The organism is Arthrobacter sp. SE2, from assembly GCF_058244265.1.
Map to the genome: position 1 here is coordinate 39,626 of NZ_JBZAYA010000001.1, position 16,338 is coordinate 55,963.

A 16,338-nucleotide genomic window follows, 5' to 3' on the forward strand; every position below is an offset into this window, starting at 1 on the left:
CACACAGGCGTGCCTTCAAGCGTGGATTCCTTAGCCGCGTTCAAGGAACGCCTCCTTTTCGGGGTTCAGATATTCGTCAATCGCGGCGGCCAGGGCCTGTTGGCCGTCCAACCCGGGATCGTCCGCGACGAGCCGCTGGGCATCGGTGCGGGCGCGGGCGATCACGTCCTCATGCTCCAGGACCCGCAACAGCTTCAGGGTGGAGCGCCCACCGGATTGCGAGGCGCCAAGGATATCCCCTTCTCGGCGCAGCTTGAGGTCTTCCTGGGAAAGTTCGAAGCCGTCGGTTGTGGAAGCAACGGCGTCAAGGCGCCTGCGGCTCGGATGGCCGGGCTCGAGCGTCGTGACCAGCAGGCACGTGCCCGGAAGGCCGCCGCGGCCCACCCTCCCGCGAAGCTGGTGGAGTTGCGAAATGCCGAAACTGTCAGCATCAAGGATCACCATCAGCGTGGCGTTATGGACATCCACCCCCACCTCGATCACTGTCGTGGACACCAGCAGCTGGGTCTGGTTGGCGGTGAACGAGGCCATGGTTTCGGACTTGAGGGCCGGATCCTGCCGTCCGTGGAGGGGCTCCACCCGCACGCCGCGCAGGGCCGGCTCCTGGCTGAGCGTTTCAACGACGGCGTTCACCGAAGCGAGCTCGCGTGCGGGGCCCTCCTCCGAAAGTTCGGCGTCGCTTGGTTCCGCTTCGCCCGGGCTGAAGTCGCCGTCGTCGTCGTCTCCGATCTTGGGACACACGACGTACACCTGGTGGCCGGCGTCGATCTCTTCCCGCGAGCGTTTCCAGATCCGGCCCGCCCAGCCCGGGTTTTCCGCGAGCCCGACAACGTGGGTGGAGATGGGCGCGCGGCCTGCAGGGAGTTCGTCCAGCACGGACGTTTCGAGGTCGCCGAAGACGGTCATGGCAACAGTGCGTGGAATCGGAGTAGCAGTCATCACCAGCAGGTGGGGCGGCCGGTTGGCCTTGGCACGCAGGGCGTCGCGCTGCTCCACCCCAAAGCGGTGCTGCTCGTCCACCACGATCAGTCCGAGGTCCTGGAACGAGGTTTTGTCACTCAGCAGCGCATGGGTGCCGATCACAATGCTGGCATTGCCCGAGGCCGCGTCCAGCATGGCTTGCTTACGGGCAGCCGTCGGCATGGAGCCTGTCAGCAAGGCGACCTGGACCGAACCCGGGCCATTCCCGGGGTCGCTGTCCAACAGTCCGGCACCGCCTAGCATGCCGGCGCCTCCGAACAAACCGTCCCGGGCCAGCGGGCCCAGGGTCCTCCGGACGGAATCGAAGTGCTGTGCCGCGAGGACCTCCGTGGGGGCAAGAAGTGCCGCCTGCCCGCCGGCATCCACCACTTGCAGCATGGCCCTCAAGGCCACGATCGTTTTCCCGGAACCAACTTCGCCCTGCAGCAAGCGGTTCATCGGCGAGTCCTGTGCCAGCTCGTGCGAAAGCGTCTTTCCGACGGCGGCCTGGCCGGCAGTCAGCGTGAACGGCAGCTGCCGGTCGAAGGCAGCAAGGAGCCCTTCGGGCACGGGCCGACGAGCAGTGGCCTCTTCTGCAGCCAACTGGGCCCGGCGCCGCGCCAGGGCAGTCTGCAGAACCAGTGCTTCCTGGTAGCGGAACCGGTCACGGGCGCGCTGCCAATCCGCCGCCGTTTCCGGCGAATGGATCAGCCGGTACGCTTCCCCTACCCCCAGGAATTTCTCCCGGGACGCAATTTCGGCAGGCAGCGGATCCTCGATGCTGTCCACATCGATGGTGTCCAGCAGCGTGGTGATGACCTTGTGGATGGACCAACTGGTGAGCTTCGCGGTGGCCGGATACACGGGAATGGGCATGGCCGCCAGCTTTTCCGGATCGACGGAAACGGCAAGCTCCGGGTCCTCGTCGAGCAGCATGAAGTCCGGATTGGTCATGCCCAAGGATCCACCGTAGCGGCTGACCTTGCCGGAGAACATCACGCGGCGCCCCGGCTGAAGCTCAGCGCGGGCACGGAAGCCGTTGAAGAAACTGATTTTCAAGGTTCCGGGAATCTGCTCACCGCTGGCCTCGTCCGTGACCACGACGTCCGTCAACGATCCCCGCCTTGCACGCATTTGCCGGGTTGAATTGGACAGGACCCTGGCGATGAGGGTGGCTTCTTCATCCAACGGCAGTTTGCTGATGGGCGTCAGCTCCCCACGGCTCAGGTAACGGCGGGGAAAGTAGTTCAGGAGCTCCCCGACAGTGTCCAGGCCAAGGTGCTTCTCGATGACGGACGCGGAGCGTTTGCCGATCCTCCGCTCGAGGGGAAGGTGAAGCTCAGTATTCATGCCCGTGCTGGCCTGCCGGAAGGCCTGGGTCGCGCGGCATTGAGAGCTGGCTGACGGAGATGTCGGTGGGGTCGCCGAGTGAGCGGATGACGGCCACGGCGGGTTCAGCGTCCGGAACGTGGACATGCACGCGCCACCGGTAGCTGGCTTCCGCCGAGTCCTCATCGTCATCGTCGTCGTCCCCGGAATCCTTCGGTCCGGACGGGCTGCCTACCAGGTTCGCGCTGCCCACCTGGCTCATGATGACGGAGTCGCCGAGTTCGTCCAAGCGCTGACGGAGCGTGGCAGCGGCCAACGGTGAAAGGCTGATGGTGCACATGACCTCGACGCCGTCGTCGTCAGGCATTCCCGCATGGATGTGCGGATCCTGCAGGTCGTAGCCGTGGAGCCCGTCCAGGAGCTCATCCTGGAGTTCTTCGCCGAGCACAGCCGAACGGAGGCAATCCAGGATCAACAACATGCCCACCCCACCCGCGTCCACTACATGGGCCGCATGCAGCGGGGCCAGCTGGTCCTCGGTTCGCACTACTGCGTCTAGCGCTGCATTGACGGCGGCATCGAGGGCCAGGCCCAACGCCTGGTTGCTGTCGTCGCCGTTGTGGGCACTATCGCATTCGCCCGCTGCCCTGGCGGCAGCTTCGAGAACGGAGAGCATGGTACCAGGTACCGGCTCGCTCAAGGCAGACCAAGCCCGGATCTGGGCCCGGTTCAGTGCGGCGGCAAGCAGGGGCGCGCTGAGGCGCGTGTGCCCGGCCAGCGGCTCGGCCATTGCGCACAAGAAGACAGCGAAGAGTGTTCCTGAGTTCCCCCGGGCCTGCTCCATGGCCGCGCGTCCTGCCGTTGCCAGAACGGCTCCGACGTCGTTCACCGGTTCGTCCGCGGTGGACCGATCGGCGAATGCCGCAGCAGCAGCGCGGACTGTGAGGTAGAGGTTGGTGCCCGTGTCGCCATCTGCCACCGGGAAGATGTTGATGGCATTGAGACGGTCGCTGTGGTTCCCGAGCGTCGTCTCCGCTTTGCCCAGCCACCGCTTCATGGCGTGCGTGTTGGCGGCAATCTTAGTCTGCAAAGTGATCCCATCCCACGGTGTCAGCGGGGATTCCCGCTATCCGGACGCCGCTGTGCTGTCCTTCGGCAACGGCCTGGATCGAGCCTATCGCAGTGAAGCCGGAAGGTAGCTGAACATTTGCTGGAAATGTCGCCAACAGGCCGTGGTCCTCCCCGCCCCCCAGGATCCAGTCCATGGGATCGCTGCCAAGAGGAGCCGAGGCAGCTTCCAAGGGAGTGGCGAGGGCCTTGAGTGCGATGGGGTCGAGGTCGAGTGCCACGCCACTGGCTTCGGCGAGACGGGCGCCGTCGCGCAAAAGCCCGTCCGAGACATCCATCATGGCCGTGGCTCCTGCCTTCGCCCCCAGCGGTCCTGCGGCAAGAGGCGGCAGCGGCCGGCACTGGCTATCCATGAGTCCGCGCTGGGCAGCGTTCAGCTCGCCTACGGGTATGGTGCTTTCGAGCAGGGCCAGGCCGGCTGCGGCGCGTCCAACAGTTCCGGCAAGGGCCACGGTGTCTCCCGGACTTGCCCCGGAGCGCAGGACAGCAGGGAGCCCGTGCATTGTCCCGACGACGGCGACCGTCACCGCGATTTCGCGGCCACGGCCCAGGTCTCCCCCGGCAACCGAACAATCGGCAGCCCCCAAGCCGACAATGCCGGCCGTCAGGCCATCCGCGAAGTCCTCGACCCACTGGACGGTAGTGTCGGGCGGCATGGTCAAGCTGACGACGAGGGACACTGCAGTACCGCCCATCGCGTTGATGTCGCTGAGATTCTGCGCTGCCGATTTCCAGCCGACGTCATACCCCGTGGTCCGGTATCCGTTGTTCCATTCAAGGCGGAAGTCCTGGTCCTGGGTCTGGGTGTCGATGGAAATGAGGGTCCGGCCATCCGGCGCGGCGACGACGGCGGCATCGTCCCCCGGCCCGAGCAGCACGCTGCTGCTGGGGTTCAGGCGCGGAAAGATGCGCGCGAGGAGCTCGCCTTCGGACAGCTCGCCGACAGTCTGTTGTTCTATGGACACAGCTCTACGCTATCGCGAACCGCCGACAACAAAAGGCTGTCCCTTCGCGTCCGTTGCCCCGATCCTCGGTTTGCCGCAGCCGCGATAGGCTTGATCAATGCAACAAACGAAAGCCGCTGTGTACGTCCGCGCCCTCTGTTCTTTGACAGCCGCGGCGGTTTCGATCCTTACGCTTGCAGCCTGCTCTCCCGTCGCCGACGTGAAACCTGCGGCTGATGCCGCGAATGCTGCCTGCGCACCCATGATGGTGTCGCTCCCGGACACCATCGGCGACGCCGCCCTGCGGAAGACCAACAGCCAGGCCACGGCGGCATGGGGCGACCCGTCTGTATTGATTCTGCGTTGCGGCGTCAATGTGCCCGGCCCCACGACGGACCGTTGCGTCACCGTCAACGACGTCGACTGGGTCATCAAGGAAGGCGACCCGGTATGGACCCTGACTACGTACGGGCGCGAGCCCGCAACTGAAATCCTCATGGACCCGAACAAGATCAGCTCCGCCACCGTCCTTGCCGATCTGGCACCCGCCGCGGCGAAAATCAAGGCGGTTCGCAAGTGCGTCGGCCAGCCGGAGCTGCTTCAGAACCTGCCCACGACTACTCCTGGCAAGTAGCCTGCGCCGCCCTGCCGGTTACTAGCGCAGGCCGGTTTTCCGGTTGAGGGCCAGGTAGATGAGTTCGTCGATCAACTCGGCGTAGCCCAGGCCGGAAGCCGCCCACATTTGCGGATACATGCTCTTCGGTGTGAAGCCGGGCATCGTGTTGATCTCGTTGATGATGAGTTCGCCGTCCGGAGTGTAGAAGAAGTCCACGCGGCTCAGGCCTTCTGCATCCACAGCATCGAACGCAGCCGCCGCGAGCTCGCGGACGCGCGCAATGGCCTCCTCCGGAATATCGGCGGGGCAGCTAAGGGCCGCGGCGCCGTCCTCCACATACTTCGCGTTGAAGTCGTAGAATTCGTGTTCGCCGGGAGCGACGGCGATTTCCCCCGGCATGGAGGTTCGAGGAGCCGACGTGCCACGTCCTTCGAGGACGGCGCACTCGATCTCACGGCCGACAATGCCGGCCTCGATCACCAGCTTGAGGTCGTGCCGCCGTGCTTCTTCAATGGCTGCGTCCAGCTCATCCATAGAGTCCACCTTGGAAATTCCCATCGAGGAACCGGCGCGGGCGGGCTTCACGAAAACCGGGAACCCGAGGCGGTCCACGCGCTTGCGCACGGCTTCGGCGTCGTTGATCCATTCACGGTCAGTGACGGCGACATACGGTCCCACCGTCAGTCCGGCGGCTTCGAAAACGACCTTCATGAAATGCTTGTCCATGCCGACGGCGGATGCGAGGACTCCGGCTCCCACGTATCGGGTGTCGGACAGCTCCAAGAGGCCCTGGATGGTGCCATCCTCGCCCCAAGGGCCGTGCAGGAGCGGAAACACGACATCCACGGAGCCCAGTTCCTCAGGCACCGCATTCGGTGCCGTGACGATCAATTGGTGGGCTCCACCTACCTCAGCGAGGGTTACGGTCCTCCCGGAGGGCAGCACCTCAGGCAGGGCCGACGCGCTCAGCGACCACTGGCTGATGTCAGCGGAAGGGATCACCCACTGCCCCGACTTGGCTATCCCGATGGGGACGACGTCGTACTTGCTCTTGTCGATAGCGCCCATGACCCCGGCCGCAGTCACGCAACTGACGGCGTGCTCGCTGGATCGGCCGCCAAAGAGTACGGCGACGCGAGGCCGCCTGTGTTCGGCCGGCTTCGCGGACTCGGCAGCTCCAGCAGGAGCGGCAGTTCCGGCAGACAGGGATTCTTCGGTCACAGTCAGTAATCGCCTTCGGACTTCAGGGAGCGGGCCAGGAGTCTGGGCCCAAGTTCATCAACGGACAGTTTGCCTTCGAGGACGGCTACCACGGCCGCGGTGATCGGCATGTCGACACCGAGTTTTCCGGCTAGTTCGTAGACAGCGTACCCGGATTTAATGCCTTCCGCCGTCTGCGTCATACGCTCGGTGACCTGGTCCAGGGTCAAACCTTCGCCGAGCAATCGTCCCGCCGTGTGGTTCCGGGACAGGGGCGAAGAGCAGGTAGCCACGAGGTCCCCCAGCCCGGCAAGGCCTGCCATAGTGCGGGCCTCGCCGCCCAAGGCGAGGGCCAGCCGGGAGGTCTCCGCAAGACCCCGCGTGATCACGGATGCCTTGGTGTTGTCGCCCATTTGCTTGCCTTCGCAGATACCGACGGCAAGGGCAATCACGTTTTTCACGATCCCCCCGATTTCGACGCCGACCACGTCGTTGCTCGTGTAAGGGCGGAAGTACGGTGCGGTGCAATAGAGCGCGAACGATGCAGCCGTTGCTTCGTCGCTGCAGGCTACGACTGAAGCCGTCGGTTCCTGGCGCGCGATCTCCATCGCCAGGTTTGGCCCGGAAACAACAACCACCCGCTCCTCGGGAATCTCGAGTTCCTCGGAAATGACCTGGCTCATGCGGGAATCCGTACCGAGTTCAAGGCCCTTCATGAGGGAAACGACCACGGCGCCAGGGGCAACCAGTGGTTTCCATTTGCGCAGTTGAAGCCGTAGCGACTGCGCCGGCACGGCCAAAATCACGATTCCGGCACCCGCGAGGACCTCTGCCACGTCTGTTGAGGCAGTGATGGAATCGGGGAGCGCAATGTCCTTCAAGTATTGGATGTTGCGGTGCTCCGCATTGATTTGCGCAACAACTTCGTCCCGCCGGCCCCAAATGCGGATACTGCGCTCCGCGCCGGTGGCAATTGCGGCATCCGCCAGGACCTTTGCGAACGTCGTACCCCAGGATCCGGCGCCAAGCACGGCGACAACACCGTTATCACCTTTGAGTTCTACCCCGGAGGTCACTTCTGTCCGTCCGTGCCGTCGGCGCCCGAGGTTCCTTCAGTCGCTTCGAAGCGACCGTGCTTCGACTGGTTGTGGGCGGCCGGGTCCCAGCGTTCCTTGGGCGGTTCTTCCCCGCGCAAGGTTGCAAGGAGCTCCGTGATGGCGTCCATGATGACGTCCGTAGCCTCAACCAGGGTGGCCCGATCCAGCGGCCGGCCCTGGAACGCGCTGAGATCAACCGGATCGCCGACCAAGATGCGGGATGTCTTCCGCGGGAAGACATGCAGGCGCTTGGCGTACCTGGGGAACACCTCTTGGGCACCCCAATGGGCGATGGGAACCACGGGAGCACCGGTCTGGAGTGCCAGGCGCGCCGCTCCCGTGTGACCCTTCATCGGCCACAAATCCGGATCGCGCGTCAGGGTGCCCTCCGGGTAGATGATGATGGCACCGCCGGCATCCACCACTTCCTGGGCGGCTTGCAACGAACGGTTCGCCCCCGCCGTCGAGCGCTCCACTGGAATCTGGTTCGCGGCGCGCAACAGGCTACCCAGGACGGGGGCCTTGAAGAGGCCCGCTTTCGCGAGGAAATGCGGTGGACGCTTCATGTTGTAGAGCATGTGCCCCACGACAATGGGGTCGATCTCGGTGCAGTGGTTCGGAGCGGCGATGAAGCCACCCGCGGGGAGCTTTTCAGTCCCCTCCCACTCCTTTGCCATGAGGATGTTCATGAGCGGTCGCGCAATTCCCGCAAGAACAGCGAACATGGCACGGCTCTGGGCCGATTCCTTCAAGGTGTCCCCCGTTACTTGGATTCGGTGAGGTCGAAATCGGCGCCCAGCCCGGCGAGCTTTTCAGTGAAGCGCTCGTAGCCGCGGTTGATGATGTCGATCCCGGTCACCCTGGACGTGCCGGTCGCGGCGAGCGCCGCAATAAGGTGGCTGAATCCGCCACGGAGATCAGGGATGTCGATGTCGGTGCCCCTCAGCGGAGTGGGTCCCGAGACGACGGCGGAATGCAGGAAATTGCGCTGGCCGAAGCGGCATGGCACACTCCCAAGGCATTCGCGGTGGACCTGGATGGTTGCGCCCATGCGGGTCAGTGCATCGGTGAAGCCGAAGCGGTTTTCGTACACGGTTTCGTGGACAATCGACACGCCTTCTGCCTGGGTCAAGGCGACCACCAGGGGCTGTTGCCAATCGGTCATGAATCCCGGGTGCACGTCCGTTTCAAGGACCAGCGGGCTCAGCTTTCCGCCGGGGTGGTAGAAACGGATGCCGTCCTCGCGGATATCCATGCCGCCGCCCACCTTGCGGTAGGTGTTGAGGAAGGTCATCATGTCCCTCTGGGAAGCACCCTCCACGAAGATGTCTCCGCGGGTCACCAGGGCAGCGGAAGCCCACGACGCCGATTCATTGCGGTCCGCCAATGCGCGGTGGTCGTAGCCACCCAGATCCCGAACACCCTCGATCCGGATGGTGCGATCGGTCTGGACGCTGATGATGGCACCCATCTTCTGCAGCACGGCGATGAGGTCGATGATTTCCGGTTCGGTAGCGGCACCGCTCAGTTCGGTGATCCCCTCGGCGCGCGTGGCACTCAGAAGGACTTGTTCCGTGGCTCCCACCGACGGGTACGGGAGCGAGATCTTGGCGCCGTGGAGTCCCTTGGGAGCGGAGATGTGGATGCCGCCCGGGCGCTTTTCGACGACGGCGCCAAACTGGCGGAGCACGTTCAAGTGGTAATCGATCGGCCGGTCGCCAATCTTGCAACCGCCGAGATCGGGAATGAACGCTTCGCCGATGGCGTGGATCAACGGACCGCACAGCAGGATCGGGATGCGGGAGTCCCCGGCGTGGGCGTCGATCGCGGTGCTGGACGCGGTCTTCGCATTCTTGGGATCCAGGGTGAGATCACCGGTGACGGGATCCTTCTGAACAGTCACGCCGTGGAGCTGCAACAGGCTGGTGACTACCTCCACGTCCTTGATTTCCGGGACGTTCCGCAGCACCGAGGGTTCGTTGCCGAGGAGGGAAGCCACCATGGCCTTGGGAACAAGGTTCTTGGCACCTCTGACGGTGACGCGGCCGGTCAACGGGACGCCGCCGCGGATTGTCAGAACACTACTCATCTATACCGGTTTCCTCACGAGTTGATGCCCCCACACTTACGAAGGCTCCAGCTAAGCATAAAAGCTGACGTTAGCGATTCGAAATGGAGGGGCGTGGCGAAGGCGGGTTTGCGGGTGCTGCTTGTGCCGCGAGCGCGCGCCGGAAACAACTCCGCACCCCGAAAAGACGGGCGCACCCGGTAGTTCGGGTGCCTTGGTCTTTAACTGGTGCAAGTGGTGACGGGAGCCTCCATTGCGTGGCGCATTCGTTCACGTATTCGCAGGATCTTTCCACATACGACGACGGCGGGCTGGCCACCGGGCGCGGTGCCCCCAACGCTGGAGGCATGCCACCTTTCCGGTCCGATCCATGGATAACCCCTCATTCCAACCCCAACGACGACCATGGAGGGCGCACGGTGGCAAGAATGGCCCGGCGCAATGAACTGGTACGGATTCGCCGGGGCTTGTACCTTTCGGTCAGCCGATGGACGGAGCTTGAGCCGTGGGAGCAGTTCCGCGTCAAAATCCAGGCCGTGAACGATGCCGCCCGCAAGCCGCCGGTCTTCTGCGGCCAATCAGCAGCCGCATTGTGGGGCCTTCCGCTGATCGAGGTTCCTGACGAAGTCGAGACGCTGGTCATGCCGGGTCCGGGCGGCGGCAGGTCGCGGTACGGCATCAGGCGCCGCCTGGCCGTCCCGGAGCATTGCGAAGTTGTTTTGCTGGACGGCCTGCGGGTTGCCTCGATGGACCAGACCATCAGGGACCTCTCCGCCATGTTGCCCCTCACTGGATCGTTGCCGGCAGCAGATCGCGCATCTTCGTTCTGGGCGCAGTCGGGGCGATCCCCGGAGGATTTCGGCGAAAGAGTCCTGTCTCGACTCGGTGGGCTGAGCAAAGTCAAACAACGGCGAGTGCAAAGAGCAATTGCAGCGGCTGATCCCGCGTCCGGTTCGCCCGGCGAATCATTGAGCCGCGCAGTCATGATCCTGGCCGGAAGCGAAAGACGGTGCCGAACTCTTGTTGAAGCTGCGCAACGCCGGGATCGGGCCATGAACACAACGTGCCACGCACACGAAAAGGACCGGCGCACCCGTTCATTCGGGTGCACCGGTCCTTTCAAGGTGCAAAAGCTAGTCAGGCAGCCTCCGGTCCTCTTCGGCTGATCTACTGGATTCGCGCCGGCAGGGTTTTCGGCTTGAAGGAAGGCCTCGTGGCCTCGTAGGCCGTGATGTCTTCCTCGTGCTGGAGCGTCAGTCCGATGTCATCCAGCCCTTCCAGGAGGCGCCACCGGGTGTAGTCATCGATCTCGAAGGGTGCCACGACGTTTCCGCACACAGCGGTCTTGGACACGAGGTCCACCTTGACTTCGGTGCCGGGCGCGTTTTCGAGTACCTTCCAGATGAGCTCGATGTCGTCCTGGGCGAGCTCCGCCGCCAAGAGGCCTTGCTTTCCCGAGTTGCCGCGGAAAATATCCGCGAACCGCGAGGACAGCACGGCTTTGAACCCGTAGTCCTTCAGTGCCCAGACTGCGTGCTCGCGGGATGAGCCGGTACCGAAATCGGGTCCAGCCACAAGCACGGAGCCCGCGTTGAACGGTTCCTGGTTCAGGATGAAGGACGGGTCCTTGCGCCACGCTGAGAACAGCGCGTCTTCGAAACCGGTACGGGTAATCCGCTTCAGGTAGACCGCTGGGATGATCTGGTCCGTGTCCACATTGCTCTGGCGCAGCGGGACACCGATGCCGGTGTGGGTGGTGAACTTTTCCATGGGGATCCTCCTAGGCGGCGTCGGTGGTGGTGGATGCGGAAACAGAGGCGGGCTCCAGGTCCGAAGGCGAGCTCAGCGTTCCGCGTACTGCCGTGGCTGCGGCGACTACGGGCGAAACCAAGTGGGTGCGGCCGCCCTTGCCCTGACGCCCCTCGAAGTTGCGGTTCGACGTGGACGCGCAGCGCTCCCCCGGTTCCAGCTGGTCCGGATTCATGCCCAGGCACATGGAGCAGCCGGCAAAGCGCCATTCGGCGCCGAATTCCTTGAACACCTTGTCCAGGCCCTCCGCTTCGGCCTCAAGGCGGACGCGTGCCGAACCGGGAACGACCAGCATCCGGACCTTCGGGTCCTTTTCCCGCCCGCGGATGACATCGGCGGCGGCACGGAGATCCTCGATGCGGGAGTTGGTGCAGGATCCGAGGAAGACAGTGTCCACCCGAATGTCCTTCATGGGCGTGCCGGCTTCGAGGCCCATGTACTGCAGCGCGCGCTCGGCCGCAAGTTTGGCGTTCTCGTCACCGAAGTCTTCGGGGAACGGTACCGCCTCGTTGAGCGAAATGCCCTGGCCCGGGTTGGTCCCCCAGGTCACGAACGGCTCCAAGGTATCGGCGTCGAGATCCACCTCGACGTCGAAAGCAGCGTCGTCGTCGGTGTGCAGCGTGTTCCAGTATTCGACGGCGGCATCCCACTCCTCCCCCTGCGGGGCGTGCGGGCGGCCGTACATGTAGTCGTAGGTCGTCTGGTCCGGAGCCACCAGGCCGGCGCGGGCACCGGCTTCGATAGACATGTTGCAGATGGTCATGCGGGCATCCATGGAGAGCGCCCGGATGGCCGATCCACGGTATTCCAGGACGTAGCCCTGGCCGCCGCCGGTACCGATCTTGGCGATGACGGCCAGGATGATGTCCTTCGCCGAAACGCCCGGGCGCAGGGTGCCTTCAACGTTGATGGCCATGGTCTTGAACGGCTTGAGGGACAGCGTCTGGGTGGCCATGACGTGTTCCACCTCCGAGGTGCCGATACCCATGGCGAGCGCTCCGAAGGCGCCGTGGGTCGAGGTGTGCGAATCGCCGCAGACTACAGTCATGCCGGGCTGGGTGAGGCCCAGCTGCGGGCCGACGACGTGCACAATGCCTTGTTCGGCGTCGCCGAGCGAGTGCAGGCGGACTCCGAACTCCTTGCAGTTGTTGCGCAAAGTCTGGATCTGCGTGCGGCTGGTCAGATCGGCGATCGGCTTGTCTATGTCCAGGGTCGGCGTGTTGTGGTCTTCCGTGGCGATGGTGAGGTCGGGGCGGCGCAAGGGGCGTCCGGCCAGCCGCAAGCCCTCGAAGGCCTGCGGGGAGGTCACCTCATGCACGAGGTGCAGGTCGATGAACAGAAGATCGGGCTGGGCGTTGGCTCCTTCGCCTTCGCCCTTGCGCACCACGTGCGCATCCCAAACTTTCTCGGCCAGTGTCTTTCCCACGGCCTGCTCCCTTCACTGCGGTTGGCTTGACTACTTCCACTGAACATCAGTGATCCAAACTGCGCCAGTGAAACAACTTGCATCTCAGATATTGAGACGGCAATATCATTACATGGACAATTCTAGTGGAGTCGGCGTCATCGATAAAGCGGCCCAAGTGCTCGACGCACTTGAGGCGGGGCCAACCACCTTGGCTCAACTTGTGGCAGCAACCGGGCTGGCCCGCCCCACGGTGCACCGGCTCGCGCTGGCGCTCGTCCACCACCGCCTCGTGAGCCGTGATATCCAAGGCCGCTTTGTCCTCGGCAGCCGCCTTGTTGAGCTTGCTTCGGCGGCCGGCGAAGACCGGCTCATCGCTTCTGCGGGCCCGGTCTTGATCCAGTTGCGCGACGCCACGGGAGAGAGCGCCCAAATCTTCCGACGTCAGGGCGACTGGCGCGTCTGCGTTGCCTCTGCCGAACGTCCCATCGGCCTGCGAGACACTATTCCCGTGGGCACCCAACTCTCCATGAAGGCCGGCTCAGCCGCCCAGATCCTGCTGGCGTGGGAAGACCACGACCGCCTCCTGGACGGACTTCAGAACGCCCGGTTCACGCCGACCGTCCTGGCCGGAGTACGACGCCGGGGCTGGGCCCAGAGCCTCGGCGAACGCGAGCCTGGAGTCGCCTCGGTCTCCGCACCCGTGCGAGGCCCTTCCGGCCGCGTCATTGCCGCGGTGTCCATCTCCGGCCCCATCGAGCGCCTGACCCGCCAGCCGGGACGTCTGCATGCCGAAGTCGTCTGCAACGCCGCCCGGGTATTGACTGAAGCCCTGCGTAAGAACAACGACTAGGCGCTTGCCATTTTTGCCGCCGGCGCCTCCCCGTAGACGGGCGCAGGTAGGGTAGGCGCATGAACAGCTTTGCCGTGTTCCTGCGTGGAATCAACGTGGGCGGGATCAACATCAAGATGGCCGACCTCAAAGCAGCCCTCAAGGCGTACCCTTTCGCCGACGTCAAGACCCTGCTGGCCAGTGGCAACGTGGTGCTCCAGAGCGAGCTCGACGCCTCGGCAGTCAAGGATGAGTTTGAAAAGTGCTTGAGGGAAGCATTTGGTTATGACGCCTGGGTAGTGGTCCTGACCGCCGAACGAGTTGCCGAACTGGTGGAAGCCTGCCCCTATCCGGCCGACGATAAAACGACGCACAGCTACATCACCCTCGCCTCGGACGCGGCAATGTTGGACGAACTATTCGACGCCGGCACAGCCCTCGGCGCCGCCGGGGAGGGCGGCGTCGATCAAGTCCGGCTGGGTCCCGAGGCCTCGGCTTGGCTTGCCCCGGCGGGAGGGACCCTGGACAGCCCCTTCAGCAAGCTCTCCGCAAAGGCCCGCTACAAGGCGAGCACCACCACCCGGAACCTGCGCACGCTCATCAAGGTCAGGGACGCCGCAAAAGCCCTCCAGAAGTAAGAATGAGCTGCCACGAGTACCGTTCTCCCCTGCTTTGAAATAGGAAAGCGCTTCCGACACGGCGAGTCGCGTCATTCCCGGGCTTTCGCGCCGCAAACAAGGGGAGAAAGGTACGGCGCACGAGGATTCTGGGGGTCTTGCTTGAGGCAAAAAAATCCCCCGGAACCTGTTGGTTCCGGGGGATTCGATTTGTGACCCCAGCGGGATTCGAACCCGCGTTACCGCCGTGAGAGGGCAGCGTACTAGGCCGCTATACGATGGGGCCTTGCACTTTATTGAACTATTTGCACTTCTATTTACCACACTTCTAAACGCCGCTTCCGGCATTCAAGCTGAATGATTGTTTCATACATTCAACCTTGCTTCAAATCGGCGAACCGTTTCGAAAGCCCGAATTCCTGCACTAATGTGTGGATTATTCGGAGCTGGGATACCAGGACTCGAACCTAGAATGACGGTACCAGAAACCGTAGTGTTGCCAATTACACCATATCCCATTGGTGCTTTTAGGCCGGATTCGATGGCGTAAACCTTCGCTCCGTGCCCCTCAGCACGAGTAATTACTTTACCCGAGACTTTCGATGCACACAAATCGAGAACACGCGCCCGCGTCCAGCTTGGTGCACACCTCAGCGATCCGCCGATGTGGATGCCGGCGCGAAAAAACCCTTGCAATCGAGGGGAGCTTAGGTTTACTCTCGGTAGGTTACCAATCGGTAACCTACGTCACGCACTTGTTTCGTGGCACAGCTGCAGGCCGAATCGCCTGTTAGCTGCGTCACATGGGGGGATCCTCGGCAGCAGCGCCGCTGTCGGGAAGTCATCGAGAGGAACTGCCCATGACACCGAACCCGGCAATTGCCACCAGAACACGAAGCCGTGCCCAGATAATCGCTATTGCCGTGCTCGCACTCCTGCTCATCGCGCTCCTTGGCTTCTATACCTTGGTCATTGGGAAAATCGCGGCGGGGTCGGCGCAGCTCAATGACGGCGCTGGCCAGGCGTCTGCCGGTGCCGGCCAACTGAAGGACGGCGCCGCGAGGCTCGCGGGTGGAGCTGCGGAAGCCGGGACAGGTGCGGCCAAGCTGGCGGATGGCGCGTCGAAAGTCCAGAACGGAATCCAGACCAAGCTGGCTCCGGGAGCCCAGCAGTTGAAGGATGGAGCCGACAAACTCGCCACGGGGGCCGTGAAGATCCAGAATGACGTCAACGCCAAGCTTGCACCGGGAGTCTACAAGGTGGACGACGGCGCGCAGCAGCTCGCAGCCGGTGCCGTACAGCTTTCCGCGGCGCTGACCCCGACGCCGGGCGGCAACGCTGAAAACAATCTCGGCGACGGCGCCACTCAACTAAACACCGGTGCGAACCAGCTCAACAACGGAGCCGCCCAGCTCAACGCCGGTGCTGCCCAACTCGACGCGGGCGCTTCGAGGCTCGCGGCGGGCACCGATCAGCTCAAAGGTTACCCGGGGGCAGGAGACGATCCCACCAAGGGAACGGGTTCCGCTGCGTTGGCCCAAGGACTCCAGCAGCTCGCCGACGCGGCCAACGGCATCCAAGGCGTGGTGCCCCTGGCAACGCTGAAGGCGCAGATCAACGCGCTCAACGACGGCGCGCATCGCCTCGATGCCGGAGCCTCGCAATTGCAGGCCGGAGCGGGCCAGCTTTCGGCTGGGGCGGCGCAACTGCACGAGGGCACCGGACGGCTCGCAGACGGCACCGGGAAGCTCGCGGCAGGGACCGGCAAGCTGACGGCCGGTTTCGCCACGCTCGCCCAGAAGCTCAACAGCCAGGATCCCGCGTCCCCGGGCGTGGTTCTAGGAACCCAAATGCTCGCCGATGGAACCGCAAAGATCCGCGTGGGCATGGACGGCGTACCTGGCGACCCTGAGCACCCGGGTCTCCTCAAGGCCACGGCCAGCATGACGGACGGAACATCCCGCTTGGCTGCAGGTACCGACTCGTTGATGACGGGCATCAAGGGCAGCCCTGCTGATCCCTCCTCCCCCGGTCTCCTGGACGGTTCCACTGCATTGGCGGCGGGCGCCTCCAAGTTGTCGGATGGAAATGCCAAACTGGCCGCAGGCTCAGCCCAGTTGTCCACCGGTGCCGAAAAACTCGCGGACGGAAATGCGCGAATCGCGGCGGGCACAGCGGAACTGCATCAGGGAGCTGCGGCGGTATCGCCGTCGAGCATGGCCGAAAAGTCGGATACCGGCACGGCGCTCGGACTTGTGGGCGTCCTGGGGGCGGGTTCCGTCGGAACGTTCGTTTTCCTGCGGAAGTTCCGGCTGGGCGCGTAGCTGCAGAAG

The 16,338-nt window shown here is 64.0% G+C and carries 14 protein-coding genes and 2 tRNA genes; 5 read left to right on the top strand and 11 right to left on the bottom strand.

Annotated elements, in window-relative coordinates; translation table 11 throughout:
• Positions 1 to 30 precede the first annotated feature (30 nt).
• The 3 genes from AC4CS3_RS00210 to thiL are packed head-to-tail and all read right to left on the bottom strand — an operon-like array spanning position 31 to position 4,382.
• Positions 31 to 2,310 (bottom strand): ATP-dependent DNA helicase RecG, encoded by a 2,280-nt coding sequence (locus AC4CS3_RS00210; RefSeq protein ID WP_490781716.1) that lies wholly within the window; start codon positions 2,308 to 2,310, stop codon positions 31 to 33.
• A complete protein-coding gene (locus AC4CS3_RS00215) occupies positions 2,300 to 3,346 on the bottom strand; it encodes a DAK2 domain-containing protein (protein ID WP_490782090.1) in 1,047 nt (348 codons plus the stop codon). Before AC4CS3_RS00215 ends, AC4CS3_RS00210 begins: the two co-directional genes overlap by 11 nt.
• A 22-nt stretch (positions 3,347 to 3,368) precedes the next feature.
• Positions 3,369 to 4,382 carry a thiamine-phosphate kinase gene (gene thiL, locus AC4CS3_RS00220; RefSeq protein ID WP_490781717.1) on the bottom strand — a complete coding sequence of 338 codons (1,014 nt, stop codon included), beginning with the start codon at positions 4,380 to 4,382 and terminating at the stop codon, positions 3,369 to 3,371.
• Positions 4,383 to 4,479: 97 nt separating this feature from the next.
• Between thiL and AC4CS3_RS00225 the strand changes: the two genes are divergently transcribed.
• Positions 4,480 to 4,995 carry a DUF3515 family protein gene (locus AC4CS3_RS00225; protein ID WP_490781718.1) on the top strand — a complete coding sequence of 172 codons (516 nt, stop codon included), beginning with the start codon at positions 4,480 to 4,482 and terminating at the stop codon, positions 4,993 to 4,995.
• A 21-nt stretch (positions 4,996 to 5,016) separates the two neighbouring features.
• Here AC4CS3_RS00225 and AC4CS3_RS00230 read toward each other — a convergent pair whose 3' ends face one another.
• Genes AC4CS3_RS00230 through murA form a run of 4 tightly spaced genes read right to left on the bottom strand, consistent with a single transcriptional unit; the run spans position 5,017 to position 9,363 of the window.
• Positions 5,017 to 6,183 (bottom strand): D-alanine--D-alanine ligase family protein, encoded by a 1,167-nt coding sequence (locus AC4CS3_RS00230; protein ID WP_490782091.1) that lies wholly within the window; start codon positions 6,181 to 6,183, stop codon positions 5,017 to 5,019.
• 17 nt (positions 6,184 to 6,200) lie between these two features.
• On the bottom strand, positions 6,201 to 7,253 hold the full coding sequence (locus AC4CS3_RS00235; RefSeq protein ID WP_490781719.1) for an NAD(P)H-dependent glycerol-3-phosphate dehydrogenase: 1,053 nt from the start codon (positions 7,251 to 7,253) through the stop codon (positions 6,201 to 6,203).
• Positions 7,250 to 8,026 carry a lysophospholipid acyltransferase family protein gene (locus AC4CS3_RS00240; protein WP_490781720.1) on the bottom strand — a complete coding sequence of 259 codons (777 nt, stop codon included), beginning with the start codon at positions 8,024 to 8,026 and terminating at the stop codon, positions 7,250 to 7,252. The genes AC4CS3_RS00235 and AC4CS3_RS00240 overlap by 4 nt, the downstream gene beginning before the upstream one ends.
• An 11-nt stretch (positions 8,027 to 8,037) precedes the next feature.
• Positions 8,038 to 9,363 (bottom strand): UDP-N-acetylglucosamine 1-carboxyvinyltransferase, encoded by a 1,326-nt coding sequence (gene murA / locus AC4CS3_RS00245; protein ID WP_059387657.1) that lies wholly within the window; start codon positions 9,361 to 9,363, stop codon positions 8,038 to 8,040.
• Positions 9,364 to 9,599: 236 nt separating this feature from the next.
• On the opposite strand from murA, the gene AC4CS3_RS00250 reads away from it, so the two are divergent.
• The gene (locus AC4CS3_RS00250) at positions 9,600 to 10,508 is read left to right on the top strand and encodes a hypothetical protein (protein WP_490781721.1); all 909 of its coding nucleotides are present in this window, start codon (positions 9,600 to 9,602) and stop codon (positions 10,506 to 10,508) included.
• A gap of 1 nt (position 10,509) precedes the next feature.
• On the opposite strand, the gene leuD is transcribed toward AC4CS3_RS00250, so the two are convergent.
• Positions 10,510 to 11,112 carry a 3-isopropylmalate dehydratase small subunit gene (leuD, locus tag AC4CS3_RS00255; protein WP_441411795.1) on the bottom strand — a complete coding sequence of 201 codons (603 nt, stop codon included), beginning with the start codon at positions 11,110 to 11,112 and terminating at the stop codon, positions 10,510 to 10,512.
• A 10-nt stretch (positions 11,113 to 11,122) separates the two neighbouring features.
• The gene (gene leuC / locus AC4CS3_RS00260) at positions 11,123 to 12,577 is read right to left on the bottom strand and encodes a 3-isopropylmalate dehydratase large subunit (protein ID WP_437770693.1); all 1,455 of its coding nucleotides are present in this window, start codon (positions 12,575 to 12,577) and stop codon (positions 11,123 to 11,125) included.
• A 112-nt stretch (positions 12,578 to 12,689) separates the two neighbouring features.
• On the opposite strand from leuC, the gene AC4CS3_RS00265 reads away from it, so the two are divergent.
• Both AC4CS3_RS00265 and AC4CS3_RS00270 read left to right on the top strand, forming a co-directional pair.
• Positions 12,690 to 13,409, top strand: a complete 720-nt coding sequence (locus AC4CS3_RS00265; protein WP_028264661.1) for an IclR family transcriptional regulator — start codon at positions 12,690 to 12,692, stop codon at positions 13,407 to 13,409.
• Positions 13,410 to 13,468: 59 nt separating this feature from the next.
• Entirely contained in the window at positions 13,469 to 14,026 is a 558-nt protein-coding gene (locus tag AC4CS3_RS00270) for a DUF1697 domain-containing protein (protein ID WP_345449933.1), read from the top strand.
• A gap of 192 nt (positions 14,027 to 14,218) precedes the next feature.
• Here AC4CS3_RS00270 and AC4CS3_RS00275 read toward each other — a convergent pair.
• Both AC4CS3_RS00275 and AC4CS3_RS00280 read right to left on the bottom strand, forming a co-directional pair.
• Positions 14,219 to 14,291 (bottom strand) — tRNA-Glu (locus tag AC4CS3_RS00275).
• Positions 14,292 to 14,451: 160 nt separating this feature from the next.
• Positions 14,452 to 14,523: transfer RNA gene (locus tag AC4CS3_RS00280), tRNA-Gln, on the bottom strand.
• A gap of 342 nt (positions 14,524 to 14,865) precedes the next feature.
• On the opposite strand from AC4CS3_RS00280, the gene AC4CS3_RS00285 reads away from it, so the two are divergent.
• Positions 14,866 to 16,329 carry a hypothetical protein gene (locus AC4CS3_RS00285; protein WP_490781722.1) on the top strand — a complete coding sequence of 488 codons (1,464 nt, stop codon included), beginning with the start codon at positions 14,866 to 14,868 and terminating at the stop codon, positions 16,327 to 16,329.
• Positions 16,330 to 16,338: the final 9 nt, after the last annotated feature.

Excerpts from the sequence above, each read along its gene's own strand:
- AC4CS3_RS00210 (WP_490781716.1), bottom strand. The coding sequence starts at position 2,310 with ATGAATACTGAGCTTCACCTTCCCCTCGAGCGGAGGATCGGCAAACGC.
- AC4CS3_RS00215 (WP_490782090.1), bottom strand. The coding sequence starts at position 3,346 with ATGAAGCGGTGGCTGGGCAAAGCGGAGACGACGCTCGGGAACCACAGC.
- AC4CS3_RS00225 (WP_490781718.1), top strand. The coding sequence starts at position 4,480 with ATGCAACAAACGAAAGCCGCTGTGTACGTCCGCGCCCTCTGTTCTTTG.
- murA (WP_059387657.1), bottom strand. The coding sequence starts at position 9,363 with ATGAGTAGTGTTCTGACAATCCGCGGCGGCGTCCCGTTGACCGGCCGC.
- leuD (WP_441411795.1), bottom strand. The coding sequence starts at position 11,112 with ATGGAAAAGTTCACCACCCACACCGGCATCGGTGTCCCGCTGCGCCAG.
- AC4CS3_RS00265 (WP_028264661.1), top strand. The coding sequence starts at position 12,690 with ATGGACAATTCTAGTGGAGTCGGCGTCATCGATAAAGCGGCCCAAGTG.
- AC4CS3_RS00270 (WP_345449933.1), top strand. The coding sequence starts at position 13,469 with ATGAACAGCTTTGCCGTGTTCCTGCGTGGAATCAACGTGGGCGGGATC.
- AC4CS3_RS00285 (WP_490781722.1), top strand. The coding sequence starts at position 14,866 with ATGACACCGAACCCGGCAATTGCCACCAGAACACGAAGCCGTGCCCAG.